Here is a 26,327-nt window from a genome sequence, read left to right on the forward strand (position 1 = left end):
TTCATTTCCGCGTGAATGATGCAACAACTTCAACATGCGGCGACCATCGAAATTGGTCCACAACCTGCACCCAATGCATCACGAAACCTGCATCAACCAAAACACGCGCATCCCGCGCGAAGGTGATAGGGTTGCAGGACACCATTGCGATTGTGTTAACGTCCGATGCGGCGAGCGTTTCGATCTGTGCGTCGGCACCGGCACGCGGCGGGTCAATGACGGCTGCATCGAAATGGCGCAGCTCATCAGCCTCTAATGGACGGCGGAACAGATCGCGCGTCTCCGTCGTAACGCGTTTAAGGTGGTGACCCTCGCGCCAGCCGCGATCCAAGGCCGCCAACATCGTCGCTTCGCCCTCAACAGCATGTATTTCGGACCGCTTCGCCAACGGCAATGTAAAGGTGCCGCAACCAGCGAAAAGATCAACAATCCGACTTGCCTTCGCGGTGATCTCTTCAACCGCGCCCAGCAGGGTCGCCTCTCCATGCATGGTTGCTTGCAAGAAAGCACCAGCGGGGGGCACAACGCCAGTTCCGCCGAAATCCTGCACCGGTGGGTTGATCATCACGACAGGTTCATCGTTCCAGACCAGTCGGGATAATCCAAATTGATTGGCGAGCGCTGCCAGTTCGACCCGCAATTGCGGTGTCAGTTCTTTGTCCGTCTGCACCAGCACATCTGGGCCGACACCAGCATCGGTCACAGTCAGATCAATTTCGCCTTTGCGAGAGCAGGCCAGCACCGTCAACGCCTCAAGCACGGGAAAGCTGGCAATCAAGGCCGGGGTCAGCAATTGGCAGTCGGGAACCTGCACCAGCGTATCAGACGCACGGGTGTGAAAACCAACCATGGCCCCCTTTTTGGTCCGCCGACCCGATAGCTTCGCCCTGCGTCGGGATTGGGCTGGTGATGTCGCGACTTCACGAAAATCAGACTCTAACCCGCGCGCTTGCACCGCTTTCACGACAATATCCTGCTTCCATGCCGCGACAAAATCATCCGTCGCATGCTGCATCGCGCAGCCCCCGCAGGATTTGAAATGACGGCAAGGTGCCGCGACCCGGTCCACCGATGGTGTCACGATCCGCGTTGTCCCATCCTGGGCCACATCCACCTCTTCCCCTGGCAGAACACGCGGCAAGAGCGAACGCCCATCGGACGCGCGTCCCATCCCAAGATGGGTCAAACTTTCGATTGTCAGCATTTATTCCGCCGCATCTTTTACATTGATGAACCCACCCGATTGGCGGTTCCAATAGCGTGCATAAAGGCCGTTTTGGGCCAGCAACACATCATGGGTTCCTTCTTCGACAATGCGGCCTGCGTCAAGCACGACGATGCGGTCCATGCGCGCCAATGTGGACAGGCGGTGGGCAATGGCGATAACGGTTTTGCCATCCATAATAGACTCTAGCGCAGCTTGAATCGATGCTTCGACTTCGGAATCCAACGCGCTTGTGGCCTCATCCAGCACCAAGATCGGCGCGTCTTTCAAAATGGCCCGTGCGATGGCGATCCGCTGACGTTGCCCACCAGAGAGCTTTACCCCACGCTCCCCCAGATGCGCATCATAGCCGCCGCGACCTTTGTGATCCTTAAGCGTTCTAATGAATTCATGCGCTTCGGCCTGCTTTGCCGCCGCTTCAATCTCATCCTGCGTTGCGTCCGGCTTGCCGTATTTGATGTTGTCACGGGCAGAGCGGTTAAACATCGCCGTTTCCTGCGTCACCATTGCGATCTGGCGGCGCAGGCTTTCTTGCGTCACATCACGCACATCGGTGCCATCAATCGTGATCTTACCCGCTTCGGTATCGTACAAACGCAAAAGCAGCGCCACCAAGGTAGACTTACCCGCGCCAGAAGCCCCGACCAGCCCCAGCTTTTCGCCAGGACGCACAGCAAGGGTTACATCATCCAGTCCACCCGGTCCGCCACCATAGCTGAACGTCACCCCATCAAGCGCAATCGCGCCGTCCTTGGCGCGCAGATCAAATGCACCCGGTGTATCTGTCAGCGTATGTGCAGGGCTCAGCGTATGCATCGCATCCTCAACCTCGCCGACATTCGCATACATGCCCATCAGTGTGAAACTGACCCAGCCTGTCATTTGCGACAAGCGCAGCGAAATGGCGCCCGCAGCGGCAATATCACCGGCAGAGGCGGCCCCAGTCGTCCAGAAATAGAGCGTCATGCCAACTAGAATGACAGGCAACAGCCCGCCCAACGCCATGAGCCAGAACCGAAAAGACGCGGAAAGCCAGCCGTAACGTACCGCTGTTCCCCAGTAATTCTCCATTGCGTCAATTGCAGCGCGGTCTTCGTGATCGTCATGGGCAAAGAGCTTCACGGTTTTGATGTTCGTGATCGTATCAACCACTTGCCCTGTCACCATCGCACGCGTCGCCGCGCGTGCCTTGGAGCGTTCGCGAATACGCGGCATGAAAAAGCGAATAAGCAGAATGTAAGAGATCGACCAAACGGCCAATAACAGCGCAGATCTGGGGTCAACCGTGAACAGCAAAATCACCGATCCAACCAAAGAAGCCAAAGCAAAGGCGACGGTGTGGATCATATCCACAATCAGATCTGTCGTCGCCCTCGCCGCTTGCATCTGCTTTTGCGAAATGCGCCCGGCAAAGTCGTTATCAAAGAAGGTAACTGACTGACCAAGCGAATGACGATGCAGCCGCGATAGGATGAGGTTGCCCAAAGAAGGGCCTACCACCACGGCCTGCATGATCCCCGATACACCCAGAACGATGGGGCGCAGAACCACGAAAAATGCGGTGACGCCGAGCAAAAGCAGAACGTTTTCCGAAAAGTACCCTTCACCGGGTGAATTCAATGCCGCGTCAATCACCCAACCCAACATCAGCGCCGTTGCCACCTCGAGTGTGCCTGCTAAAGCAGACACTAATCCAGCAAAAAGCGTGACTTTTGTGCTGCCTTTCAGACACCATCGCAGGAACGCCATCAGCGTTTGTGGTGGCGCTCCTTCGGCACGTTCAAAAGGGTCGATCCAGCGTTCCGGGGTCATTCGGCTACCTTGTCGCTTTGCCCCAGAAAGCCCCCTGATTGGCGCGCCCAGAACCGTGCATATTGTCCATTTGCCGCAAGCAATGCGTCATGCGTACCGTCTTCGACAATGCGCCCTTGGTCCATCACGATGATACGGTCCAACTGGGCAATCGTCGAAAGGCGGTGGGCGATGGCGATGACGGTCTTGCCTTGCATCATCCCATAGAGCGTTTGCTGAATTGCGGCTTCGACCTCACTATCTAGTGCGCTGGTCGCCTCATCCAAGAGAAGGATTGGCGCATCTTTCAAAATCACACGCGCAAGGCTGATCCGCTGGCGTTGGCCCCCAGAGAGCTTGACACCGCGTTCGCCGACGCGAGCGTCATACCCTGTGTTGCCCTCGTTATCTTCCAACCCAAGAATGAATGCATGCGCCTCGGCCTTCAGGGCCGCTGCGATCATTTCTTCCTCAGTTGCACCCGGGTTGCCGTAAAGGATGTTTTCCCGCACGGACCGGTGCAGCAACGCACTGTCTTGCTGGACCATGCCAATGGCACTGCGCAGACTATCCTGAGTTGCCCGGCTGATATCCTGCCCATCCACAAAAATCGTACCGCGTTCGGCGTCATAAAACCGCAAAAGCAACTTAACCAAGGTTGACTTACCAGCACCCGACTGACCGACAAGACCCACCTTTTCACCCGCAGCAATCGTCAGGTTGATCTGATCCAGCCCCCCGGTTTCTTTCCCATAATGGTGAGACAGGTCTTTAATCCGAACCTGACCTTCTTTGACGACCAGCGGCATCGCTTCTGCCTGATCCAGCAATTTCACAGGCTGCGCAATCGTCTTCATCCCCTCGGCCACGACGCCCAATTCGCGGAAAAAGTTGGTGACGGCCCACATGATCCAGCCTGACATCGCGTTCAAACGCAACGCCAGAGAGGTTGCAACCGCAACCACACCAACAGAGGCTGCACCTTGCATCCAAAGCCAAATCGCCCAACCGACGACACCGACAACCAGCAGCCCATTCAACAACATCAACCCCGCATCCATGATGGTATAAAGCCGCATCTCGACCTGAAAGGTGCGGCGGGCCTCTTCGATGGCTTCTTTGGCATAATCGACCTCTCGGTCATGATGGGCAAACATCTTGACCGAATGGATGTTGGTATAGCTGTCAACAACGCGGCCCGTGACAGCGCTTCGCGCGTTTGACGCAGCCTCTGACGCGGGTCCAATCCGCCGCACGACCCAGAATAGCAGGAAGCTATAGGGCACAATCCACAGCATGAGCGGCACCAGCAAACGCACATCGGCCTGACCCATCAGAACCGCAGCAGCGATAACATAAGCCAGCGCAAAGGTAATCGCGTCGAACAGTTGAAAAACAACCTCACCCGCTGCGGGCGGTGTTTGCATGATGCGGTTGGCAATGCGGCCCGCGAAATCATCCTCAAACCACCCAACAGATTGGCGCAAGACATGGCGGTGCGCCCGCCAGCGCACCAGCGTGCCAAAGTTCGGCAGGATGGTGTTATTCAGCAACATGATCTGAAACATGTGGACCGCAGGCCGCATCGTCAGAAGCAAGATCGCCACGACGATAAACTCACCCCCGTTGTCAGTCCAAACCTGCGCCGGGGTGCCAGAAGCCAAAATATCCACCAGCCGCCCCAGATAACCCAGCAACCAAATCTCAACGATAGCGATCACGATTGAGGTAAGGCCGGTGATCCAGAACACACGTTTAAACGGCTCTGCGTAATCACGCAGAAACGGATAGAGCCGCTGAGGCGGCGTGTCGGTCTCCTTGTAGGGCACATAGGGATCGACAAGACCTTCGAAGAATCGAAACATGGGTCTGCCTTTGGGGTTATGAGGCAGCTATAGCAAAGGTTCAGTCAGAGAAAAAGCAGGACCGAAAAACCAACCAAAGCAAGCGCCATGATGCGCATGAATACGCGCCAGGCAGTTGCATTTGTAAGCAGATAAGAGAGCAAACTACCCGCGACCGCCCAGAAGGTGCAAACGCCAAGGTTGATGGTCGAGAATGTACTGGCCAACACTACCGCCTGTTGGACAGGTGCGAAGGTCGCGACATATGCGGTGGCACTCAGGGCGACGGCCCAGACCTTGGGGTTCACCCATTGGAACAGCACAGCTTCGGTGAATGTGAAGGGCGTGTCTGTCTCTTTCTGTTGCGCCGGATTTGCACGCCAGAGGTTATATGCCATCCACAAGATCCAAAGACTCGCGATGATTTTAAGAACGAAGCCCAGCGCAGGCTGCGCCGTGATCAATGTACCGATGCCAATCCCTGTAACCGCGGCGATCACACCAACGCCAAGGGCGACCCCGATAATATGAGGGATGGTGCGTTGAAACCCAAAGCGCGCACCGGATGCCGTAATCAGGATCACGTTGGGTCCCGGCGAGAATAATCCGAAGAAGACAAAGCCGATCAGGGGCAGAAATTCAGTCAAGCAATTGGGCTTTCGTCAAAGTGAAGCCCGAGCTTATCCAACGCGCTTCGGCCTCTTTCAAGGCCTTGCCCAGCGCAGGGCCATTCAGCTTTGGCATCAGGTCGGCGGCTGTAAGGGGAAAGACCTGTTGCGCTGCGTTTTCGATGGGCTTGAGTGCTGAGGCATCGACCAGCTGACTGAGCGACGCGGATTGAACCAACAGCGCATCACGCCCAGCGCGCGCGCCATGGCGGTAAGCCGCCTCAATCGGTGTCAGCCCCGATGTAATATACGACAAATCACGCGCTTGAGCCTTTGATAATCGTAGTGTTTCGTCCGGTGCACCGCCAATTACGGCCAGCCGCCGCAAAGGATCGGCACCGATATTCAGAGATTGTTCAAGATGGACGAGAACGGCGAGGCTGCCAGCATCCGCGCCCGGCAAAACCTGCGCTAAAGCGCCAATCGAAGCCATGGCAGCCATGGCGGGGGCTGGGTCGGGGGCCGCAAGCAATTTGAGCATCTCGGCAGTCACGCGTTCAACCGACAGCGATTGCAGCCCTTCGATATTCTCCGCACAGGCGGCAAGCCCTTCGGCATCCGGCCCTTCGTTCGTATCGCCATACCACGCGTAGAACCGGAAGAAGCGCAAAATGCGCAAATAGTCTTCCTTAATCCGGCGATCGGCATCTTCGATGAACCGAATGCGCTTTGCCTGCAAGTCCGGCAGCCCACCTAACGGATCCACAACCTCCCCGTCCGGGGCGGCATAGAGCGCATTCATCGTGAAATCACGGCGGCGGGCATCATCGGTCATGTTGTCAGCAAAGGCGACGGTCGCGCGCCTGCCATCGGTGGCGACATCCTGGCGGAAAGTCGTGATCTCATAGGGGACGGCATCAACGACCAGCGTCACAGTGCCATGGTCGATACCAGTGGGGACGGCATGAATATATGCTATCTCGGCCAGTTTCATCACCGCCTGCGGCGTCGCATCTGTTGAAAGATCAAGATCGGCGACAGGTTCGCCCAACAATTCATTACGCACACAACCACCAACGAACCAAGCCTGATGGCCTGCGTCCGTCAACAGCTTGCACACCGCTTGCGACGCGTTATTCAACAACCAAGGTGCCGATATCCGTGTCATGCCATACGCTCTGCAAAGGCGCGCAGGATACGGGCGGTTGCACCCCAAATATAGTAGGGGCCAAAAGGAACGGTGTAGTAATGGCGGCGGCGGCCCTGCCAACGACGACCTTCGATAAAGAAATTGTCGGTGTTCAGCAGATGGGCCAAGGGCACTTCGAAGACCTCGCTGACTTCGCCGGCCTCTGGTATTGGATCATAGCCGCCGGTGACCAACGCGATGACAGGCGTGACACGATAACCAGTGACTGTCTGATGCGGCGGCAAATTGCCGATCACATCAACAATGCCAGACGGCAGCCCGATCTCTTCGCGCGCCTCACGCAACGCTGCAGCAACAAGGCTTTTATCGGTCGGGTCCTGCTTACCGCCGGGAAAGGCGATCTGACCGGGGTGATGCTTCAGGCGGGCAGAGCGTTTGGTCAGAATAACAGTCTCTAACTCTGCCTGAATGCCCATCAAAACAGCGGCTGGGGTCAGATCACGCTGAGGGATTTTCACATCGGTATTCAGGTCAAAATCAGAAGACGGGCTGCCCGGTCGGGCCAGCGCGTCTTCCAGTCTTTGGCGCAGGTCAGGCACTGGCGTCCTTGGCCTCGAACCCCAGCGTTGCAGGGTCAAAGGTATAGTGCGATCCGCAGAACTGACAGTCTGCGGTGACGGTACCTTCTTCCGTGGTCATCGTTGCGATGTCCTTGGCCGAATAGATCGACAGGCTTTGACGGACCTTGTCATCCGAACAGCTACAGCCGAACTTGATCGGCTGGGCATCGTAAACGCGCGGTTGCTCTTCGTGGAACAAACGCACCAACAATTCTGTCGGCGAAACAGTGGGGCCGATCAGCTCAATTTCGTCAACCGTATCCAGAAGTGCATTTGCACGGTTCCAGTTTTCGCTTTCATCAGCATCCAAAATGTCCGTCGCATCCAACAAGCCATCCTCGCCAGATCCGCCTTCACCGGTCACATGCGGCGATGCTTTCGGCATGTGCTGCAAGATCACACCACCAGCGCGCCAATGCGTGTCTTCACCCGGCAATTGCGACTGACCATAGGTCAGTTGGAACCGGGTCGGTATTTGCTCGGATTGCGCAAAATAAGTCTCTGCGCAGGCGGAAAGTGAACCACCAGCGATGGGGGTAATGCCCTGATAGGGCGTCATATCCTCGCCTTGGTCGATCAGGATCGCAAAGTAACCGTTGCCGATCTGGCTGAAGGGATCAGCGCTCTCATCCAGCGTTTCAGCATCATAAGACGCATAGGCACGAATGCGGGCTGGTTCACCATCATCTGTGGGACCATAATAATCCGTTGCAATCAAACGGGCGGGGCCGGAACCGCGGACCTGTAAGGACAGCTTCCAACGCAGCTTCATTGTTTGACCAATCAGTGCGGTCAGCAACGCCATTTCCGCCACAAGACCTTCGATCATCGGGGGATAGTTGTGCTGTTTGAGAACCTGTTCCAACACGCCATCAAGACGCGCCACCCGGCCACGGATGTCAGAGGCATCAAGTTGAAACGGCAGGACGGTATCGTCCCAGGCGATTTGGGTGCCTGTGGTCATAGTCTTTCCTAACAAGTCTAGGGGTGGCATACCGCGCCTATATAGGTGGGGCAAGGTGGCGTCCAAGGGGGCAAGCTATGATCAGACGGTATGGCGAGGTGCCGGTAGCTGGGCAGCGATACAGAATGCGGGCGGGCGCTTATGCGATCTTGCCACGCTGCGGCAAACTGCTGCTGACATACCAAAGCGCCCCACACAATGAGATTCAGCTTCCGGGGGGCGGGATAGATCCCGGTGAAAGCCCGTTGATCGCGCTGCACCGCGAAGTCTTTGAGGAGACCGGCTGGCGCATTGCCGCGCCACGCAAACTCGGCGCCTTTCGGCGGTTCGTTTTCATGCCGGAATACGACATGTGGGCGGAAAAGCTGTGCCATATCTATCTCGCACGGCCGGTGCGGCCGCATGGGCCGCCGACGGAACCGGGGCATATGGCATTGTGGTTAGCGCCGGAAGATGCGGTGCTAGAACTCTACAATGAAGGAGATGCAGATTTTGTGCATAGAGCGTGCTTGGTCAACGGGGTGATCTAATCGAAGGCGTCTGGAATTGACTGTTCCTGGTCAGACAACATCCGATCATATATGGCAGCGAGCGTTGTGATTTTAAGCACGGCAAAAACCCAGATAATCAAAGTTGTAAGCGCAGCATCTACCACCCCTCCTAACTGGTTGGCTGACGCTACAGTCACCAATCCGACCGCCGGCACAACATAATAAGCAATCGATAAGAAGATCGCCTGGTATTTGTAAGATCGCGAAGCCTGCCATGCCGCGCGCATCCCCATGGGCTGCCCCGCAACATAGGCTGGCAGAATGACTGCAAAACGAAGCCACAGCCAACCAAATATGCAGAATGCAAGAAATGAAGTGGCATATGCCATGTAGGACGTTTGCTGCGGACTAAGCTCGGCATTCAGCAACAACTGAAAGCCAAGAAACAGGACGGCAAACCAGACAATCGCCGTAGCAACAAACAATCCAAATACCCGCAGAATATATCCGCCGACAGCGCTGAAGAATTTTGCTGTATCATATGCTGCCTGCTGGTGCGAAATAAGATAGCTAAAGAGCCTGACCGCAAAAAGGGCCATGAAGACGGCCGGGAGCAAGAGCTGCGGCAACCCCGTAGTATAGAACTGCGCCACAAAGAAATAGTCGGGCCCAAGCACGAATTTAAGAAAGATGATCGACGCCAGCGTTATCAGAATTGGCGAGAAAGATGTGACAAGAACCAACCTAAGGTTCGTCCTGAGTATGTCCAACGCAGCCCAAGCAATAAATCGTGTCAAAAGTCACCCCTCAAGAACGTCTTGCTGGCTTGGACCGAAAACCACTTTTGGTCAATGCTGGCGGCTTGTGACTTTCATAGAAAAACGCTATCGCGCCATTCCAGAGACATTGACGTAAAGGCGCATTCCTATGACCGCTCCAAAGAAAGTTGTTCTAGCCTATTCCGGTGGCCTTGATACTTCGATCATCCTCAAATGGTTGCAGACCGAGTATAACTGTGAGGTCGTGACCTTCACCGCTGATCTGGGTCAGGGTGAGGAACTGGAACCTGCCCGCAAAAAGGCCGAGATGATGGGTGCTTCATCCATCTACATCGAGGACCTGCGCGAGGAATTCGTGCGCGACTTTGTCTTCCCAATGTTCCGGGCCAATGCGCTTTACGAGGGGCTCTATCTGCTGGGCACGTCCATCGCCCGCCCCCTGATTTCCAAGCGTCTCGTTGAGATTGCGGCCGCCGAAGGCGCTGATGCGGTGTCCCACGGTGCGACAGGTAAGGGCAACGATCAGATCCGGTTTGAACTCGCCGCCTATGCGTTAAACCCAGAGATCAAGGTTGTTGCCCCTTGGCGCGAATGGGATTTGGGCAGCCGGACCAAGCTGATCGAATTTGCCGAAAAGCATCAAATTCCAATTGCCAAAGATAAGCGCGGTGAAGCACCGTTCAGTGTGGACGCGAACTTGCTGCATACGTCTTCCGAAGGCAAAGTGCTGGAAGACCCGGCAGAGGAAGCGCCAGATTACGTCTATCAGCGCACTGTTTCGCCGGAAGAGGCCCCGGATACCCCCGAAATGGTCGAAATCACATTCGAGCGGGGCGATGCCGTTGCAATCAATGGCGAGGCGATGTCACCTGCAACCATCCTGACCAAGCTGAACGAGCTGGGCGGCAAGCACGGGATTGGCCGTCTTGATCTGGTGGAAAACCGGTTCATCGGCATGAAATCACGCGGTATCTATGAAACGCCCGGCGGCACTGTTTTGCTGGAAGCACACCGCGGGATTGAGCAAATTACGCTGGATGCAGGCGCTGGGCACCTAAAAGACAGCATCATGCCCAAATATGCAGAGCTGATCTATAACGGTTTCTGGTTCTCGCCTGAACGCGAAATGCTGCAGGCACTGATCGACAAGAGCCAGGAACATGTGTCGGGCACCGTACGCGTGAAGCTATACAAAGGGTCTGCAACAACCGTGGCCCGCTGGTCAGATCAGACGCTCTATTCCGAAGAGCATGTGACCTTTGAGGATGATATGGGCGCTTACGACCAGACAGATGCGCAGGGCTTCATTCAGTTGAACGCGCTGCGGTTGAAGTTGTTGGCGGCACGTAATCGTAAGGGTTAAGCGCTCAACCCGACCAAGAAGAACAAAGGGAGTCCATCTATGGACTCCCTTTGTTCTTCTCTGCTACCATATGATGGTGTTGAGAATCCTCTGACCCCTAGCTCTAGCCTGATACGGGCGGGCAACGGCCCGGGATAGGAGGTGAAAGCTAATGGCAAGATTAACGCGCAAAATCGGTCGAAGCGCGATTACAGGTCGCTTTACTTCGGTCGCCACGGCTCGCAACAAGTCAAAGACTCATGTTGTCGAGACCGTGAAAAAAACCAAACCTCGTAAGAGGAAGTAAGTTTCAGGGCAGCTATCTCTTGACCGGGTTGGCTGCCCTGTTTTCATAGTGTCACTAGATTCCATTAGATTCAATGAATAAATTCAGATGGTTAATTGTGAATCCAAATCAATCAGTTAGGCGATTTTGTAGGCCGACATCTGGCGATATGATTGTATGGCCTTAATGAGAATATCCTGTTTGTCTGTACTGATATTAGGCAACACCCCCTCTGCCCCCGCAAACCCGGTGCTTTGATGCACCGCCCTATACCAATGTGCAGCCCAGACACCATCTGCTTTGCGCGGTCCGGGCGGCCAGGACAGCATGACCGGATCGAACGGTAGGTTTATTGCATCGCAGAGTTTTCTCAGCATCATTTCCGGGTTTTCGCGGATGTCGGCACTGTCGATCACCACGCCGCCAATGCGGTTATAGAGCGCTGCTTGTTGCGCGAAACCGATGTCCTCCAGCGTCATCTCATCCCGCTTGGCCCCATAGCTGGCGATCACCCGCGCGGGATGGCGGATCAAGTGGATGTTCACACAGTCTTTAGCCCAGTCCAACGGGAAGCCATCGACCATATGATGCGCCATGTGTTTCATGTAGAAATGCGGCTTTTGGGCTGGAATAGTGTCTAAGCAGCGCCGCGCCACAGCCTCTGGATCAGTCTCGTGGGCTGCAACAATCTGATCCTTCATCGGATGATCCGCGCCGGTTGCTTTCAGATAAGGCGCATAGAACGGCTCATCCCACATGGCAAAATCGGCGCGATTGCCAAAGGCGTACATCATCGCCGTCGAAAGGTTCCGCGGCCCGGACCACATGGCGATCCTCATGAACGATCAACCAGGTCTTTGTAGAGACCGCGCAAGCGCTTGGTCATCGGACCAAGTTCGCCGGTTCCGATCATGCGTCCATCGATACTGCTGACGGGCGTTTGGGCGCCAAAAGTACCGGTGAGAAAGGCCTCGTCAGCGGAATACGTGTCGACGAGACTGTAATTTCGCTCAAACACCGGGATATCGTTCGCGCGGCAAAGGTCGATGACCTTTTGCCGAGTGATCCCATTCATGCAATAGTCGCCCGTACTCGTCCAAACGGCACCATTCTGCACAATAAAGAAGTTGCAGGCATTCGTCGTGTTCACGAAACCATGCACATCCAGCATCAGCGCCTCGTCCGCCCCGGCCTTTTGCGCCGCAATGCACGCAAGGATACAATTCAGTTTGGAATGACTGTTCAACTTCGGATCTTGCGTCATCGGCAGGCCCCGCTGATGAGGCACCGTCGCCAGCGTGATGGGGCGCGGGATCTTAGGGCGGGAATGTTCCATAATGATCACGAAGGTCGGCCCGGATTGCGACAGGCTGGGGTGCTGGAACGGGCGGACCTTGATGCCGCGTGTCACCATCAGCCGTGCATGGGCATCACTGGTCATCTGATTGGCTTTTTGTGTCTCTAACACTGCGGAAATGACATCGTTTTTGCGCATCCCAATATCAAGATCAATTGCTTTTGCCGCCTCGAACAGCCGATTGATGTGCTCATCCATGAAGGCCCATTTGCCATCATAGAGCCGCAGCCCTTCCCACACCCCGTCGCCAAGCATGAAACCGCTGTCGTAAACACTGACCATGGCCTCAACCTTGGGAACGATCTTGCCATCGACATAAATCAGGATGTTTTCGTTGCGCGCGTCATCTTCGGCCTGATGCGTGGTAACTTCGGTCATGATCTATCCTCGTGGCGCAACAGGCGTACGGATCGTATCGCGCATGCGGGCAGTAGCATCACTGTAGAAACGCCTGCACTTCTGACAAATCCGGTATCACGTCTGCCGTGCCGTGGCGTGTGACCATCAGCGCGCCTGCTTTGGTTGCTTGGCCGATTGCCTGCGCCATGGGCATACCCCGGTCAAGTCCGGCAAGAACATAACCGGTAAACGTATCACCGGCCCCGGTTGTATCCACAGGATCAACGGTGATCGCCGAGAAATGTTCTTTCCCGCTGATCCCATACCAATCTGCGCCGTCTGATCCGCGCGTTACGATCACATCGCGCACGGGCAGATCACTAGGGCCCCACCCGGTGGCGGCTTCTAGCTGCGCAGCCTCGACCGCATTCAGGATCAGAAAATCAAGATGGGGCAGAACCGCCTGCACTCTCTCTGCATCAAAGGGGGCGGCGGCATAAGCGATTTGTAGACCCAGCCTTTTGCCCATCTCGGCTGCGGTGCGTTGCAGGTTTGTTTCGTTTTGAATGACCAGCCAATCACCTGTTTCTGCCTCTGCCATGGCCGCCTGCAAAGTCACCTGCGGAATCTCTGCATTTGCGCCCGGATGCAGGATGATTGCATTTTCGCCCTGTGGATCGACCATGATGATCGCTTGGGCGGTTTCAGTCTCTAACACAGCGATATTGCGCGTATCCACACCGTATTCCAGCAGGCGCTGCACAGCCCAGCGCCCATCTTCACCCACTGCGCCGATATGGTGCACGCAGGCAGCGGCACGGGCAGCTGCAACGGACATATTGGTGCCTTTACCTCCTAGGAAAACCTGGCGTTTGGTTGAAGACAAAGTCTCTCCCGGTGCCGGAATGTGCGGGACACTGTAGACAAAATCCGCGTTGATTGAGCCAAGGTTCCAGATCGCCATCAATCCACCTTACAGGCAGCAATCACTGCCATGTTCATGATGTCATTGACGGTCGAGACGGTCGAGCAAATCTGGATCGGCTTGCCAATACCCGACAGGATGGGGCCAATCACCGTGGCACCCGCCATTTCCTGCATCAGCTTGACCGAGATTGAAGCAGAATGGCGTGCAGGGACGACCAAAACATTGGCCGGGCCAGTCAAACGCTGAAATGGATAGTTTTCCTGCGCTTGGGTGTTCAGTGCCACATCCACCGTCATTTCGCCTTCGTATTCAAAGTCCGCTTTGCGCGCGTCCAACACGCGCGGCGCCTTGTGCATTTTTTCGGCCCGTTCGGAAACAGGAGAGCCGAAGGTCGAAAACGAAAGGAAAGCAACGCGCGGTTCTAACCCCAGTTCACGGGCTACGAACGCACCGCGCTCTGCAATGTCGGCAAGATCATTTTCGTCAGGCCACTCGTGAACAAGCGTATCAGTGATCAGCACGATCCGCCCGTTATGCAAGACGGCCGTCACACCAACGGCACCGTCATGTGGTCCGGCATCGAAGACGTGATTAATCAGCTCAAGTATATGCGCGGACTTGCGCGTCGCTCCGGTGACCATCCCGTCGGCATGGCCGTGGGCAAGGAGAAGCGCCGCAAAAACATGTCTGTCGCGGGCAGCAAGGCGATGCACATCTTGGGCATCAAAGCCCTTGCGTTGCAAGCGTTCATAGAGGAACGTTTTGTAGGTTTCCAAATGGGGCGTTGTGGCCGCGTTAACGATTTCCAACTCATCATAGGCTTCGGGCAAGCCTTCAGCGGCCAGTTTTTCTTTCACGTCATCATCGCGACCGACGACCAGCGCTTTGCCCATACCGGAGCGTTGGTACATGACCGCGGCGCGCAAGACGCGCGGATCGTCGCCTTCGGCAAACACAACGGTAGACTGATTGGCGCGGGCGCGGGCATTGAGGCTGCGCAGGATAGATTGCGTCGGGTCCATGCGGGATTTGAGCGAGAGCTCGTAGACTTCCATATCAACGATGGGCCTGCGTGCCACACCAGTTTTCATACCGGCTTGGGCCACCGCCGTGGGAATCCGATGGATAAGGCGAGGATCAAAAGGCGTGGGGATAATGTAGTCGCGTCCAAAGGTCAGCTTTTTGCCGTAGGCCATGGCGACCTCATCTGGCACGTCTTCGCGCGCGAGCGCGGCGAGAGCCTCTGCGCAGGCGATCTTCATCTCATCGTTGATGGCGCGGGCATGGATGTCGAGCGCACCACGGAAAAGGTAGGGGAAACCAAGGACGTTGTTGACTTGGTTCGGGTAATCGCTGCGGCCTGTAGCAACGATAGCATCTTCGCGGACGGCATGGGCGTCTTCGGGTGTGATCTCAGGATCGGGGTTCGCCATGGCAAAGATTACGGGGTTTTCGGCCATGTTAGAGACCATTTCCTGCGTCACAGCCCCTTTGGCACTAACCCCCAAAAACACATCACAGCCTTTCATCGCGTCATCAAGCGTACGCGCCTTGGTATTGGCGGCATGGGCGGATTTCCATTGGTTCATACCCTCGGTTCGGCCCTGATAGATGACACCTTTCGTATCTGCCATGATGCAATTGTCGTGTTTGGCACCCATGGCCTTGAGCAGTTCGAGACAGGCGATGCCCGCAGCACCGGCGCCGTTAAGCACGATCTTTACCTCTTCGATCTTTTTACCAGATAGGTGCAGCGCATTCAGCAAACCAGCAGCGCAGATAACGGCGGTTCCGTGCTGGTCATCGTGGAAAACGGGGATGTCCATTTGCTCTTTGAGCGTCTGTTCGATGATAAAGCACTCTGGCGCTTTGATGTCTTCGAGGTTGATGCCGCCAAAGGTGGGGCCCATCAGCCGCACGGCTTTGATGAATTCATCAGGGTCTTCGGTGTCCAACTCAAGGTCGATGGAATTCACATCAGCGAACCGCTTGAACAGCACAGATTTACCTTCCATCACCGGCTTGCTGCCCAGCGCACCAAGGTTACCAAGACCCAGCACGGCGGTACCATTTGAGATAACCGCAACCAGATTGCCCTTGTTTGTATAATCATAGGCTGTGGCCGGATCTTCTGCGATTTCCTCGCATGGGATCGCCACACCGGGGGAATAGGCCAAGGACAGATCGCGCTGAGTTGTCATCGGCACGGTCGCCTGAATTTCCCATTTTCCGGGGCTGGGCTTCATATGGAATTGCAGCGCGTCTTCGCGGGTCAGTTTATTCTTTGACATGTGGTCCCCCCATTAATGCAACCAGACATAGCGGTTTCTGGCACTGGCCCGCAACGGGTTGATTTCTGGGTTTCGCCGCCACTCTGGCCTGTTAATGTGCACGGGATGATCCGGGGGGATGCATGAGCAGCACCAAAGGCACCACAACGCCCATGATGGCGCAATATCTAGAGATTAAAGCAGAGCACCCTGATGCCCTGCTGTTCTACCGGATGGGTGATTTCTATGAAATGTTCTTTGACGATGCCATCGCCGCAGCCGAGGCGCTGGATATCGCACTGACCAAGCGCGGCAAACATGACGATCAGGATATCCCAATGTGCGGCGTGCCACATCATGCCGCCGAAGGGTATTTCCTGACGCTGATCCGCAAGGGATTTCGGGTGGCTGTTTGTGAACAGATGGAAAGCCCCGCTGAAGCAAAGAAGCGTGGCTATAAGGCCGTCGTGAAACGTGAAGTTGTGCGGCTGGTCACGCCCGGTACGCTGACCGAAGACTCCCTTCTTGATGCGCGGCGGCATAATTTTCTGGCGGCGTTTCACGTTGTACGCAATGAAGGCGCCCTGGCGTGGGTCGATATTTCTACGGGAGCGTTTCACGTCATGCCATGCAGCGGGGCACAGTTGGGGCCTGAACTGGCCCGGCTAACACCGCGTGAAGTGATCGTGGTTGATGGAAATGAGGCAGATTGGGCTGAAACAGTCTCTGATTCAGGGGCGACGCTGACAACTTTAGGTGCAGCTGCATTTGATAGCACCTCGGGCGAAAAGCGGCTTTGCAAGCTTTATAAAGTCGGATCGCTTGATGCTTTCGGCAGCTTCAAACGCGCAGAGATTGCGGTGATGTCCGCAGTCGCGGAATACCTTGAGATCACGCAGCGCGGCAACCTGCCCTTGTTGCGCGCGCCCGTGCAGGAAGGCCAATCCGCCGCAATGCAGATTGATGCGGCCACGCGACGGTCGCTGGAACTGACCCGTGCAATGAACGGCGGCAAGCAAGGCTCGCTTTTGCACTGCATCGACCGGACGGCGACTGCTGGCGGGGCGCGATTGCTGGAAAGGCGACTTGCATCGCCATCTTGCAACGTGAACGTCATCATGGATCGTCAGGATGCAATTGCGTTCCTGACCGATAATACACGTCTTGGAGAAGACCTGCGCGACGCATTACGCGGCGTGCACGATCTGGACCGCGCCCTGTCGCGTCTGGCGCTGGATCGTGGCGGACCGCGTGATATGGCGGCCATTCGCAACACGATTGGGCAAGCGGGCGCTTTGTGGGCACATTTACCAGAAGGCTTGCCGGATACCCTTAAGACCTCCGCGCAGGATTTGACAGGTCATGAGGCATTGTTTGACCTCTTGGATCAGGCGCTGATCGCAGAACCCCCGCTATTATCCCGCGATGGCGGGTTTATTGCGCCAGATTATGATGCTGAACTGGATGAAGCGCGCAAATTGCGGGACGAAGGCCGGTCTGTGATCGCTGGCATGCAGGCGGAATACATTGAAACATCGGGTGTGTCGTCGCTGAAGATCAAACACAATAATGTGCTGGGATACTTTATCGAAACGACCGCGACCCATGCCGACAGAATGATGGCACCGCCCCTGAATGAAACCTTCATTCATCGGCAAACGACGGCCAATCAGGTACGGTTCACGACGGTAGCGCTGTCAGAGATTGAAACACGCATCTTGAATGCAGGCGGCAGAGCGCTGGAGATCGAAAAGCGGCTCTATTCCAGCCTAACTGATGCGATTTTGGCCGAGGCAGGGCCGCTGGGCGCGCTGGCGCGTGCCTTATCAGAAATTGATTTAACGGCAGCTTTGGCCCATCTGGCTGTCACGGAAAACTGGACGCGGCCAAAGGTTGACGACAGCCGGGCGTTTGACATCACAGGCGGACGACACCCCGTGGTGGAAGCCGCGCTGCAAAAGGAAGGCGCACCGTTTATTGCAAACGATTGTGGGCTGACTGATACGCCTATTTGGCTACTCACCGGACCAAACATGGCAGGTAAGTCCACGTTCCTACGGCAGAATGCTTTGCTGGCAATTCTGGCGCAGATGGGCAGCTTCGTGCCATCAACCAGCGCGCATATCGGGATTGTCAGCCAATTGTTCAGCCGCGTTGGGGCGTCGGATGACCTGGCGCGCGGACGATCAACCTTTATGGTCGAGATGGTGGAAACGGCAGCGATCCTTAATCAGGCAGATGACCGCGCGCTTGTCATTCTGGATGAAATCGGGCGTGGGACCGCGACTTACGATGGGTTATCGATTGCCTGGGCAACGTTGGAACATTTGCATGATGTAAACCGTTGCCGCGCGCTCTTTGCCACGCATTATCATGAGATGTCGGCGCTTTCAGCCAAGCTGGACGGCGTTGATAACGCGACGGTTGCCGTCAAAGAGTGGGAAGGCGATGTGATTTTCCTGCATGAGGTGAAACGCGGGACGGCGGATCGTAGTTATGGCGTGCAAGTCGCGCGTTTGGCTGGTTTGCCACCCGTTGTTGTCGAGCGGGCGAAAGTGGTTCTGGAGGCCTTGGAGAAAGGTGAACGCGAAGGTGGCGGTTCACGTAAGGCAATCATTGATGATCTGCCATTGTTTGCAGCAACACCTGCGCCAGTACCCGTTACGGCCGCGCCATCGGAAGTGGAAGAGGCGTTAAAGGCTGTTTTTCCTGATGATTTGACACCAAAAGAGGCGCTGGCTTTGATCTATGAGCTGAAAAACAAGCTCTGATTACCAGCTTCCGCTGGCCCCACCCCCGCTGGACCGCCCACCGCCACGGCTGCTGCTACCGCCGGAAGACGAGCTTTTCGTTTTTCGGGGGATCGTTTTTGTAACCGAGTACCGCGCATCGCAGTGATGACAGTGATAATCCGTGCGCCGTAGTCCTGATGACGAATAGGTCGCCGATTGAACGACGCGGCTGTCACCTTCGACCGTGCGAAAACCACATTCGCGGCAGGCACCATAGCCCGAAAACCATGCGCGATACCCTTCAATCGTTACATGATTGCAGCGGTCGCAATACCAGACATCATAATCAACGCTTTCAAGTTGCTCTTCCATCAATTGACCGGGCGACAGGCTGTCATCTTCGGTTTCTTCAAGATAGCGGCGCATGCGCGATCCATCGTTCGGACAGGTCCTAGGGCGATTGCGCCTGATGCGACGGATAAGACGCACAACAAAGGGTGCAATAACGGCAAAAGGCGCCATTAACCACCATCCAAGGTTCACGATGAAGCGTTTAAAGCCAATCCAAATTTGTTGTAGCGGCGATGCATCGTAGTTGCCGGGCAATGCGCCAGCGATCTGGTAGATCACCTCTTCCACACCGGTGCGAATACCATCAGCGTATTCATCCAATCGGAAATTTGGCACAATCTTTGTATCAATCACGCGTGCCATTGGTTCGTTGAGATCGGTGCCGTACCCGGCACCAACCTCTATGCGCAGTTCGCGATCCAGATGGGATACCAGCAATAACAGACCATCATTGCGATCGGCATCGCCAATGCCCCAAGCGTTGAACAAACCGGTCGCAAAGCTTTCAATGCTACCACTGTGCCCGTAATCCGACATGCGGGTGATGGTCAGAACTGTAAATTCGATGCCGCGTTCGGTATAAAGCTCATCCAGAACGACACGCAGATCGTCCTCTTGAGTGTCGGTCAGCAGATCGGCGTAGTCATTGACGTAAAAGTCAATGTCTTCGGGAAAGCTTTGCGCAAAGGCGGTGCTGACCCAAAAACAAAGAAGCCCTGCGAGAAGGTGCTTAATCAAGATGCCGGCGTGGATGAAACGCCAACCTGCGCGGGCCGCAGCAAACGATCATGCAACATGAAACCTTCCGCAGCGACCTGAATGATATCGCCAGCTTTAGTGCCAGGCAAAGGTGCCTCGAACATGGCCTGATGCAGTTTAGGATCAAATTTTTCACCGACTTCCGGTGTAATAGGGTCGATTCCATGTTTTTTGAAAACGCTGATCAACTCGCGCATTGTCAGTTCCACGCCCTCAAGCAAGGCCTTGTTTACGTCCTGCTCGGCCTCATCGGCGGACTGTAGCGCGCGGCGCATGTTATCGTAGACAGGCAGCATATCGCGGGCGAGCTTTGAGCCACCGTAATCTTCCGCTTCACGCCGGTCACGATCCGCGCGTTTGCGCAGGTTTTCGGTGTCTGCGAGAGCGCGCATGAATTTGTCGCGGAACTCATCACGCTCGACACGCAGTGCTTCAATCTCATCAAAGCTGGCTTCGGCCGCGTCAAAATCAATTTCGTCGCCTTCTGCAGCGAGTTCATCAAGGCTTTGCAGTTCTTCGTCTTTCTCAGACATCAGTCTTCCCTTTAAGAGCGGTCAGCAATCATTTTGCCAACCAACTTTGCGGTATAATTCACAATCGGCACGATGCGCCCGTAATTGAGCCGTGTTGGCCCGATCACACCGACCGCGCCAATAATCTTTCGGTCGGCGTTCATATAAGGGGAAACGACGAGAGATGAACCCGATAAAGAGAACAATTTGTTCTCTGAGCCAATAAAAATGCGCACGCCTTCGCCTTCCTCGGCCAGATCGAGGAATTGGGCGATATCACGCTTGCGTTCGAGGTCATCAAAAAGCGTGCGAATCCGTTCCAGATCCGCTTCATTTTCACTGTCACCCAACAGGTTGCCGCGGCCGCGCACGATGAGGCGCTCGGTCGCTTCGCCCTCGTTTTCCCATAGGGCGATGCCGTCTTCGACCAAAGCGGCGGCCAGCTGATCAATCTCTTGCCTGCGCGTTGAAATTTCGCGGGCGATGACGGCACCCAATTCGGACAGCGTGTGCCCTTCGGCAATGGCATTTAGGAAATTTGCGGCCTCCCGCATGGACGATGGGGTTTGGCCAGGTGGCGGCGTGAAAACGCGATTTTCGACATGGCCGTCGGCGAAGACCAGCACGACGAGTGCGCGATCTTGGGAAAGTGAAACGAATTCAATGTGTTTGATGGGCGCTTCGTGTTTTGGGGTCAGCACGAGGCTTGCCCCATGTGTGACACCTGACAGCGCCTGCCCAACCTGATCGAGGACGGAGGTGACGTCTTGATCATTCGTTGTCAGGGTGCGGTCGATCTTTTGGCGGTCTTCGCCATCCAGATCACCGACCTCTAAAAGGCCATCAACGAACATCCGCAGGCCCAGTTGCGTTGGAATACGCCCTGCGCTGACATGCGGACTTCCAACCAGGCCAAGGAATTCAAGATCCTGCATCACGTTGCGAATGGTCGCAGCACTGATCTTTTCCGAAAAGTCGCGGGTCAATGTCCGCGACCCGACAGGTGCGCCGCTTTCTAAATATCCTTCCACCACGCGCCGAAAGACTTCGCGTGAGCGATCGTTCATTTCGTCGATATTTGGCGGTTGTTGGGTCATCTCGTCCTCGGTTGAAGGCTGGGCAATTAAAACGAAGTTTGCGGGGGCGTCAATCGGGGTTGGATTTCATATGTGGGCAGCGTATCCCCCCAGTGCAACCGATAGGAGAGACTCCATGCGTCCATCAGGCCGTCAAACGAACGAAATGCGCGAAATCTCAATCGAGACAGGCGTGACGATGCATGCCGAGGGCTCTTGCCTGATCAAGTGCGGGAATACCCATGTTTTATGCACCGCGACGATTGATGAACGCGTACCCCCGTTTTTGAAGAATTCGGGTCTGGGCTGGGTGACGGCGGAATATGGCATGCTGCCACGTGCGACGAACACACGCATGCGCCGTGAGGCGAAGAATGGGCAATCGGGACGGACGCAGGAAATTCAGCGCTTGATTGGGCGGTCTTTGCGCGCTGGTGTGGACCGAGTGGCGCTGGGTGAGCGGCAGATTGTGGTGGATTGCGATGTGATTCAGGCCGATGGCGGCACTCGGTGTGCATCGATCACCGGTGGTTGGGTTGCTTTGAAAATGGCCGTGCAAAAACTCATGAAAGCAGGCGATGTGATCAGCGATCCACTAGTTGATCCGGTCGCTGCGATTTCTTGCGGGATTTATGCGGGGCAAGAGGTGCTGGATCTGGACTATCCAGAGGACAGCGAAGCTGGTGTAGACGGGAACTTTGTCATGACTGGCGGCAAACTGATTGAGATACAGATGTCGGCAGAGGGGTCGACCTTTACCCGGACGCAGATGGATGGGCTGGTTGATTTAGCCGAAAAAGGCGTCACCGAATTGACAGCAGCGCAACTGGCGGCGGTTGGCTGATGCGACGGTTTGACGGCAAGGATCTGGTGATTGCGACGCATAATCAGGGCAAGCTGGAAGAGATGGCCGATCTTCTAAAACCCTATGGGGTGTCTTTGACGTCGAACGCGGATCACGGCCTGCCCGAACCCGAAGAAACCGAAACGACCTTTGTCGGAAACGCCCGGATCAAAGCGCATGCGGCAGTGAAAGCTACTGGCTTGCCAGCATTGGCTGACGATAGCGGGATAGAGATTGATGCGCTTGGGAACGCGCCGGGTGTTTACACGGCAGATTGGGCGGAAACACCGAATGGCCGCGACTTCAAGATGGCTATGGAGCGAAGTTGGGCGGAGTTAGAGACTGTTTCGGCCCCCTTTCCACGCACGGCCCGATTTTGTTGTACGCTCGTTCTGGCGTGGCCTGATGGCCATGATGAGGTGTTTCCAGGTGTCATGCCCGGTCAGATTGTCTGGCCAATGCGGGGTGACCAAGGGCATGGGTATGATCCAATCTTTCAGCCTGATGGGTATGACATCACGTTTGGTGAGATGGATCGCTGGGAAAAGAACAAGATCAGCCACCGGGCCGATGCTTTTGCCAAATTGATAGCAGGTTGTTTTGCCTGAGGATTGGGAACATGGGGGTTTTGGCCTTTATATCCATTGGCCTTTTTGTCAGGCGAAATGCCCCTACTGCGATTTTAACAGCCATGTTGTGTCACAGATTGATCAAAAGGCATGGGCGGACGCCTATCTAAGCGAAATCGCACGGGTTGGGGCAGAAACTGAAGGGCGGGTGCTGCGGTCTGTGTTTTTTGGTGGTGGTACCCCAAGTTTGATGGACGCAGACGTTGTTGAAGCGATTTTAACGAAAGTGCGTACAACATGGCCTATCGCCAATGACATCGAGGTGACGTTAGAGGCAAATCCAACATCGGTAGAGGCGGGCCGCTTTGCTGCATATCGCGATGCAGGTGTGAACCGTGTGTCGATGGGAATTCAGGCGTTAAACGACGCTGATCTGAAAGCATTGGGACGTTTGCATACGGCGGCAGAGGCGATGGAGGCCTTTGATGTTGCGCGTGGTGTTTTTGACCGGGTGAGTTTCGATCTGATTTATGCCCGGCAAGGGCAGTCATTGTCTGATTGGGAGGTTGAGTTACGGCGTGCTTTAAACTTGGCGGTCGACCACTTGTCACTCTACCAACTGACCATCGAAGACGGCACAGCTTTTGGCGATCGCTATGCTGCGGGCAAGCTGCGAGGTCTACCAAATGATGATACGGCAGCCGATATGTATGCGGTGACACAGAATGTGTGTTCTGAAGCCGGGTTTGCCGCCTATGAGGTATCAAATCATGCGCGGCCCGGATGCGAAAGCATTCACAACAAGATCTACTGGAAATACGGCGATTATGCCGGGATTGGGCCGGGGGCGCATGGTCGTTTAACCCTTGGTGGAACACGGTATGCGACAGAGGCACCTCTTGCCCCGGCGGTGTGGTTGTCTCAGGTCTTAAAAACCAGGAATGGTGATAGTGGCCGCGAGGTATTAACCCCTAAGGATCAGTTCATTGAATTTCTACTCATGGGTATGCGTTTGCGTGAGGGCGTTGATCTTGCGCGCTTCCCGAACTCTATATCAAATATATTATTAAATAAAATCAACGACTTGAATGATTTGAATTTGATTCAGAAACAAAACGATATTATCCGTCTGACGGACGAGGGTTATCCGGTGCTGAATGCGGTGCTGCGCGAGATGCTTAACGCCTAGTTCCCAGACAAGGCCCGCAGCAAATCATCAAGTTGTTCAAGAGATTTGTAACCGATAACCATTTTTCCACCCTCTGATCCGGCAGGATGATCAATGGTGACCTTCATACCAAGCGTGGCGGACAATTCATTCTCGATTTGCACGGTATCTGCATCCTTGGGAACAGGTGCACCTGGCACAGACCGTTTCTTGATCGCAGGGCCTTTTTTGGCCAACACCTCGGTCTCGCGAACAGAGAGTTTACGTTGAATAACTTCGCGCGCCAGAACCACCGCTTGATCATGACCAACAAGCGCACGGGCATGTCCTGTGGAGAGCTGACCATTGATCAGATAGGTCTGCACTTCTTCGGGCAGATTAAGCAGACGCAGAAGATTCGCAATATGACTGCGGCTTTTGCCAAGCGCTGAGGCAAGCTTATCTTGTGTATGACCAAACCGATCCATCAACTGCTTGTATCCGGTAGCCTCATCAACAGGGTTCAGGTCGGCCCGCTGGATGTTCTCGATGATCGCGATTTCAAGGACTTCAGTGTCATCGTAATCACGCACAAGAACAGGAATCTCATGCAGCTTGGCCATTTGTGCAGCACGCCAACGACGTTCACCCGCAACAATTTCATAGATCTCAGCATCCAAAGGTGACCGGCGCACAATCAATGGCTGGATGATCCCTTTCTCAGCGATAGAGGCCGCGAGCTCTTTCAGGGCATCTTCTGCGAAGGTCCGGCGGGGCTGATCCGGATTTGGTTGCACTTGTTCGATTGGCACGACGAGATCCGGCCGTTTTGGCGCAGATTGTGGCGCGTCATCTGCCGCGACATCGACATCGGACATAAGCGCAGACAGCCCACGCCCCAAACCACGTGATTTTTTGGTTGTGCGTGCCATCTAGGCGGCCCTCATTTTATTTGTTTTTTCAATAAGCTCGTTGGCCAAGGCGCGATAAGCAGCGCTGCCCTTCGATGCACTATCGTAAGTCAGAACGGGAATGGCAAAGGATGGCGCTTCGCTGAGTCGGACGTTGCGAGGGATAACCGTCTTGAACACCATATCACCCATGTTTTCGCGCGCATCATCCTCGACCTGGAGCGACAGATTGTTACGGCTGTCATACATCGTGAGTGCAATCCCTTCGATCCGCAGATCGGGGTTGGCTGTTTGGCGTACATCGCGAACGGTGAGGATAAGTTGCGACAGACCTTCAAGCGCAAAGAACTCACTTTGCAGGGGGACGATAATGGAGTGCGCCGCAACCATGGCGTTTACCGTCAATATATTGAGGGAGGGGGGACAATCTATCAATATATAGTCGAAGTCCAATGGATCAGTTGGATTGCCACGCAACACATCGCGCAGCAGAAAGCTACGTTTTGCGTTATCAATGAGTTCTAGGTCAGCTGAACTGAGATCTGTATTAGCCGGTATGATCGAGAGGCGGTCAATAGTCGTCTGTTGGATAGCACCTGCGAGGGTCACATCGCCCGACAGAAGGTCATATGTGGTGGCATCCCGTTGGTCATGGTCAATGCCCAGCCCAGTTGAAGCGTTTCCTTGCGGATCCAGATCAATGAGAAGAACGCGCTTTTTTCGCTCTGCCAATGCAGCACCAAGGTTGATTGTGGTTGTCGTCTTACCAACGCCACCTTTTTGATTGGCTATCGCGATGATTTTGGGGTCAGTTGCCACGCGGATTTATCCTTCGGATAGCGAGTATTCGAGCCTCAGGATCAGTGATACTGGGATAATCTTCAAGGTCAAATGACCAGTTCTTTTGCGCATCTGCAACTTCTTGTTGCCATTGGCGACCTTTGGGAAACAAAGCGACACCTTCTGTTTTCATATGCTTTTCGGCAATCGGAACTAGCCCAGATAATGCGGTAAGAGCGCGCGCTGATACAATATCTGCTTCTTGTCTCGGTGCATCTTCGATGCGTTGCGCAATGACATCAACGTTGAGCTTACACTCACGTACCGCTGTTCGTAAGAAAGTTGCTTTCCGCTGGTCGCTTTCGATCAGAGTGAACCATGCTTCGGGCCGAAATGATTTGGCCATGATGGCCATGATGATCCCCGGAAAGCCGCCTCCACTCCCAAGGTCGAGCCATTTATTGTAGGATTGTGGCGCAAATTGATAGAGCTGTACCGAATCAACGATATGCCGTTCCCAAAGAGACGCGACTGTGCTGGTAGCAATCAAATTGATTTTTGGGGTCCATTTAGCGACGAGAGCCGCAAAAGCCTCTAAATCTTCCATTGTTTCACGTGAAACATCTATACCCGCAACATGCGACACCATAAC

The 26,327-nt window shown here is 55.1% G+C and carries 24 protein-coding genes; 6 read left to right on the forward strand and 18 right to left on the reverse strand.

The window, feature by feature from the left end:
* Window position 1: 1 nt before the first annotated feature.
* The 7 genes from BC777_RS10720 to hslO are packed head-to-tail and all read right to left on the reverse strand — an operon-like array spanning window position 2 to window position 8,202.
* A complete protein-coding gene (locus BC777_RS10720; RefSeq protein ID WP_100368188.1) occupies window positions 2-1,204 on the reverse strand; it encodes a class I SAM-dependent RNA methyltransferase in 1,203 nt (400 codons plus the stop codon).
* Window positions 1,205-3,037: an ABC transporter ATP-binding protein gene (locus BC777_RS10725; RefSeq protein WP_100368189.1), complete on the reverse strand. Its 1,833-nt coding sequence runs from the start codon at window positions 3,035-3,037 to the stop codon at window positions 1,205-1,207.
* Window positions 3,034-4,881: an ABC transporter ATP-binding protein gene (locus BC777_RS10730; protein ID WP_100368190.1), complete on the reverse strand. Its 1,848-nt coding sequence runs from the start codon at window positions 4,879-4,881 to the stop codon at window positions 3,034-3,036. The genes BC777_RS10725 and BC777_RS10730 overlap by 4 nt, the downstream gene beginning before the upstream one ends.
* 44 nt (window positions 4,882-4,925) lie before the next feature.
* A complete protein-coding gene (locus BC777_RS10735; RefSeq protein ID WP_100368191.1) occupies window positions 4,926-5,507 on the reverse strand; it encodes a LysE family translocator in 582 nt (193 codons plus the stop codon).
* Window positions 5,500-6,636, reverse strand: a complete 1,137-nt coding sequence (locus tag BC777_RS10740; protein ID WP_100368192.1) for a CCA tRNA nucleotidyltransferase — start codon at window positions 6,634-6,636, stop codon at window positions 5,500-5,502. The genes BC777_RS10735 and BC777_RS10740 overlap by 8 nt, the downstream gene beginning before the upstream one ends.
* Window positions 6,633-7,217, reverse strand: coding sequence for a CoA pyrophosphatase (locus BC777_RS10745; RefSeq protein ID WP_100368193.1), 585 nt, complete (start codon window positions 7,215-7,217; stop codon window positions 6,633-6,635). The genes BC777_RS10740 and BC777_RS10745 overlap by 4 nt, the downstream gene beginning before the upstream one ends.
* Window positions 7,210-8,202: an Hsp33 family molecular chaperone HslO gene (gene hslO / locus BC777_RS10750; protein WP_100368194.1), complete on the reverse strand. Its 993-nt coding sequence runs from the start codon at window positions 8,200-8,202 to the stop codon at window positions 7,210-7,212. Before hslO ends, BC777_RS10745 begins: the two co-directional genes overlap by 8 nt.
* Before the next feature lie 77 nt (window positions 8,203-8,279).
* Between hslO and BC777_RS10755 the strand changes: the two genes are divergently transcribed.
* The gene (locus BC777_RS10755; protein WP_100368195.1) at window positions 8,280-8,732 is read left to right on the forward strand and encodes an NUDIX hydrolase; all 453 of its coding nucleotides are present in this window, start codon (window positions 8,280-8,282) and stop codon (window positions 8,730-8,732) included.
* On the opposite strand, the gene BC777_RS10760 is transcribed toward BC777_RS10755, so the two are convergent.
* Complete coding sequence (locus BC777_RS10760) at window positions 8,729-9,292, reverse strand: hypothetical protein (RefSeq protein WP_133122544.1); 564 nt, start codon at window positions 9,290-9,292, stop codon at window positions 8,729-8,731. The two genes, BC777_RS10755 and BC777_RS10760, sit on opposite strands and share 4 nt — an antisense overlap.
* 328 nt (window positions 9,293-9,620) lie before the next feature.
* Here BC777_RS10760 and BC777_RS10765 point away from each other — a divergent pair, with 328 nt between their 5' ends.
* The gene (locus BC777_RS10765; RefSeq protein ID WP_100368197.1) at window positions 9,621-10,835 is read left to right on the forward strand and encodes an argininosuccinate synthase; all 1,215 of its coding nucleotides are present in this window, start codon (window positions 9,621-9,623) and stop codon (window positions 10,833-10,835) included.
* 402 nt (window positions 10,836-11,237) lie between these two features.
* On the opposite strand, the gene BC777_RS10770 is transcribed toward BC777_RS10765, so the two are convergent.
* Genes BC777_RS10770 through BC777_RS10785 form a run of 4 tightly spaced genes read right to left on the reverse strand, consistent with a single transcriptional unit; the run spans window position 11,238 to window position 16,015 of the window.
* The gene (locus tag BC777_RS10770) at window positions 11,238-11,939 is read right to left on the reverse strand and encodes a sulfotransferase-like domain-containing protein (protein ID WP_100368198.1); all 702 of its coding nucleotides are present in this window, start codon (window positions 11,937-11,939) and stop codon (window positions 11,238-11,240) included.
* A complete protein-coding gene (locus tag BC777_RS10775; RefSeq protein WP_100368199.1) occupies window positions 11,936-12,835 on the reverse strand; it encodes a D-amino acid aminotransferase in 900 nt (299 codons plus the stop codon). Before BC777_RS10775 ends, BC777_RS10770 begins: the two co-directional genes overlap by 4 nt.
* Before the next feature lie 58 nt (window positions 12,836-12,893).
* Entirely contained in the window at window positions 12,894-13,760 is an 867-nt protein-coding gene (locus BC777_RS10780) for a ribokinase (protein ID WP_100368200.1), read from the reverse strand.
* Window positions 13,760-16,015: an NADP-dependent malic enzyme gene (locus BC777_RS10785; RefSeq protein ID WP_100368201.1), complete on the reverse strand. Its 2,256-nt coding sequence runs from the start codon at window positions 16,013-16,015 to the stop codon at window positions 13,760-13,762. The genes BC777_RS10780 and BC777_RS10785 overlap by 1 nt, the downstream gene beginning before the upstream one ends.
* Before the next feature lie 122 nt (window positions 16,016-16,137).
* Here BC777_RS10785 and mutS point away from each other — a divergent pair, with 122 nt between their 5' ends.
* Window positions 16,138-18,765, forward strand: coding sequence for a DNA mismatch repair protein MutS (mutS, locus tag BC777_RS10790; protein WP_100368202.1), 2,628 nt, complete (start codon window positions 16,138-16,140; stop codon window positions 18,763-18,765).
* Here mutS and BC777_RS10795 read toward each other — a convergent pair whose 3' ends face one another.
* Genes BC777_RS10795 through hrcA form a run of 3 tightly spaced genes read right to left on the reverse strand, consistent with a single transcriptional unit; the run spans window position 18,766 to window position 21,445 of the window.
* Window positions 18,766-19,815: a TPM domain-containing protein gene (locus BC777_RS10795; RefSeq protein WP_168769142.1), complete on the reverse strand. Its 1,050-nt coding sequence runs from the start codon at window positions 19,813-19,815 to the stop codon at window positions 18,766-18,768.
* Window positions 19,812-20,369, reverse strand: coding sequence for a nucleotide exchange factor GrpE (locus tag BC777_RS10800; RefSeq protein ID WP_100368204.1), 558 nt, complete (start codon window positions 20,367-20,369; stop codon window positions 19,812-19,814). The genes BC777_RS10795 and BC777_RS10800 overlap by 4 nt, the downstream gene beginning before the upstream one ends.
* Before the next feature lie 11 nt (window positions 20,370-20,380).
* The gene (gene hrcA / locus BC777_RS10805) at window positions 20,381-21,445 is read right to left on the reverse strand and encodes a heat-inducible transcriptional repressor HrcA (RefSeq protein ID WP_100368205.1); all 1,065 of its coding nucleotides are present in this window, start codon (window positions 21,443-21,445) and stop codon (window positions 20,381-20,383) included.
* 115 nt (window positions 21,446-21,560) lie between these two features.
* Between hrcA and rph the strand changes: the two genes are divergently transcribed.
* The 3 genes from rph to hemW are packed head-to-tail and all read left to right on the forward strand — an operon-like array spanning window position 21,561 to window position 24,026.
* Window positions 21,561-22,268 carry a ribonuclease PH gene (rph, locus tag BC777_RS10810; RefSeq protein ID WP_100368206.1) on the forward strand — a complete coding sequence of 236 codons (708 nt, stop codon included), beginning with the start codon at window positions 21,561-21,563 and terminating at the stop codon, window positions 22,266-22,268.
* A complete protein-coding gene (gene rdgB / locus BC777_RS10815) occupies window positions 22,268-22,876 on the forward strand; it encodes an RdgB/HAM1 family non-canonical purine NTP pyrophosphatase (protein WP_100368207.1) in 609 nt (202 codons plus the stop codon). The genes rph and rdgB overlap by 1 nt, the downstream gene beginning before the upstream one ends.
* On the forward strand, window positions 22,869-24,026 hold the full coding sequence (hemW, locus tag BC777_RS10820) for a radical SAM family heme chaperone HemW (protein WP_100368208.1): 1,158 nt from the start codon (window positions 22,869-22,871) through the stop codon (window positions 24,024-24,026). Before rdgB ends, hemW begins: the two co-directional genes overlap by 8 nt.
* On the opposite strand, the gene BC777_RS10825 is transcribed toward hemW, so the two are convergent.
* The 3 genes from BC777_RS10825 to rsmG are packed head-to-tail and all read right to left on the reverse strand — an operon-like array spanning window position 24,023 to window position 26,324.
* Window positions 24,023-24,916 carry a ParB/RepB/Spo0J family partition protein gene (locus BC777_RS10825; protein ID WP_100368209.1) on the reverse strand — a complete coding sequence of 298 codons (894 nt, stop codon included), beginning with the start codon at window positions 24,914-24,916 and terminating at the stop codon, window positions 24,023-24,025. The genes hemW and BC777_RS10825 overlap by 4 nt on opposite strands.
* Window positions 24,917-25,714 carry a ParA family protein gene (locus tag BC777_RS10830; RefSeq protein WP_100368210.1) on the reverse strand — a complete coding sequence of 266 codons (798 nt, stop codon included), beginning with the start codon at window positions 25,712-25,714 and terminating at the stop codon, window positions 24,917-24,919.
* Window positions 25,704-26,324 (reverse strand): 16S rRNA (guanine(527)-N(7))-methyltransferase RsmG, encoded by a 621-nt coding sequence (rsmG, locus tag BC777_RS10835; protein ID WP_100368211.1) that lies wholly within the window; start codon window positions 26,322-26,324, stop codon window positions 25,704-25,706. Before rsmG ends, BC777_RS10830 begins: the two co-directional genes overlap by 11 nt.
* Window positions 26,325-26,327: the final 3 nt, after the last annotated feature.

The sequence above is a fragment of the Yoonia maricola genome, assembly GCF_002797915.1.
GTDB lineage: Bacteria > Pseudomonadota > Alphaproteobacteria > Rhodobacterales > Rhodobacteraceae > Yoonia > Yoonia maricola.

Excerpts from the sequence above, each read along its gene's own strand:
- BC777_RS10740 (WP_100368192.1), bottom strand. The coding sequence starts at position 6,636 with ATGACACGGATATCGGCACCTTGGTTGTTGAATAACGCGTCGCAAGCG.
- BC777_RS10730 (WP_100368190.1), bottom strand. The coding sequence starts at position 4,881 with ATGTTTCGATTCTTCGAAGGTCTTGTCGATCCCTATGTGCCCTACAAG.
- rph (WP_100368206.1), top strand. The coding sequence starts at position 21,561 with ATGCGTCCATCAGGCCGTCAAACGAACGAAATGCGCGAAATCTCAATC.
- hslO (WP_100368194.1), bottom strand. The coding sequence starts at position 8,202 with ATGACCACAGGCACCCAAATCGCCTGGGACGATACCGTCCTGCCGTTT.
- BC777_RS10770 (WP_100368198.1), bottom strand. The coding sequence starts at position 11,939 with ATGAGGATCGCCATGTGGTCCGGGCCGCGGAACCTTTCGACGGCGATG.
- BC777_RS10725 (WP_100368189.1), bottom strand. The coding sequence starts at position 3,037 with ATGACCCCGGAACGCTGGATCGACCCTTTTGAACGTGCCGAAGGAGCG.
- BC777_RS10755 (WP_100368195.1), top strand. The coding sequence starts at position 8,280 with ATGATCAGACGGTATGGCGAGGTGCCGGTAGCTGGGCAGCGATACAGA.
- BC777_RS10780 (WP_100368200.1), bottom strand. The coding sequence starts at position 13,760 with ATGGCGATCTGGAACCTTGGCTCAATCAACGCGGATTTTGTCTACAGT.
- BC777_RS10825 (WP_100368209.1), bottom strand. The coding sequence starts at position 24,916 with ATGGCACGCACAACCAAAAAATCACGTGGTTTGGGGCGTGGGCTGTCT.
- hrcA (WP_100368205.1), bottom strand. The coding sequence starts at position 21,445 with ATGACCCAACAACCGCCAAATATCGACGAAATGAACGATCGCTCACGC.
- BC777_RS10785 (WP_100368201.1), bottom strand. The coding sequence starts at position 16,015 with ATGTCAAAGAATAAACTGACCCGCGAAGACGCGCTGCAATTCCATATG.
- rdgB (WP_100368207.1), top strand. The coding sequence starts at position 22,268 with ATGCGACGGTTTGACGGCAAGGATCTGGTGATTGCGACGCATAATCAG.
- BC777_RS10775 (WP_100368199.1), bottom strand. The coding sequence starts at position 12,835 with ATGACCGAAGTTACCACGCATCAGGCCGAAGATGACGCGCGCAACGAA.
- BC777_RS10765 (WP_100368197.1), top strand. The coding sequence starts at position 9,621 with ATGACCGCTCCAAAGAAAGTTGTTCTAGCCTATTCCGGTGGCCTTGAT.
- BC777_RS10760 (WP_133122544.1), bottom strand. The coding sequence starts at position 9,292 with ATGGCCCTTTTTGCGGTCAGGCTCTTTAGCTATCTTATTTCGCACCAG.
- rsmG (WP_100368211.1), bottom strand. The coding sequence starts at position 26,324 with ATGGTGTCGCATGTTGCGGGTATAGATGTTTCACGTGAAACAATGGAA.
- BC777_RS10720 (WP_100368188.1), bottom strand. The coding sequence starts at position 1,204 with ATGCTGACAATCGAAAGTTTGACCCATCTTGGGATGGGACGCGCGTCC.
- mutS (WP_100368202.1), top strand. The coding sequence starts at position 16,138 with ATGAGCAGCACCAAAGGCACCACAACGCCCATGATGGCGCAATATCTA.
- BC777_RS10800 (WP_100368204.1), bottom strand. The coding sequence starts at position 20,369 with ATGTCTGAGAAAGACGAAGAACTGCAAAGCCTTGATGAACTCGCTGCA.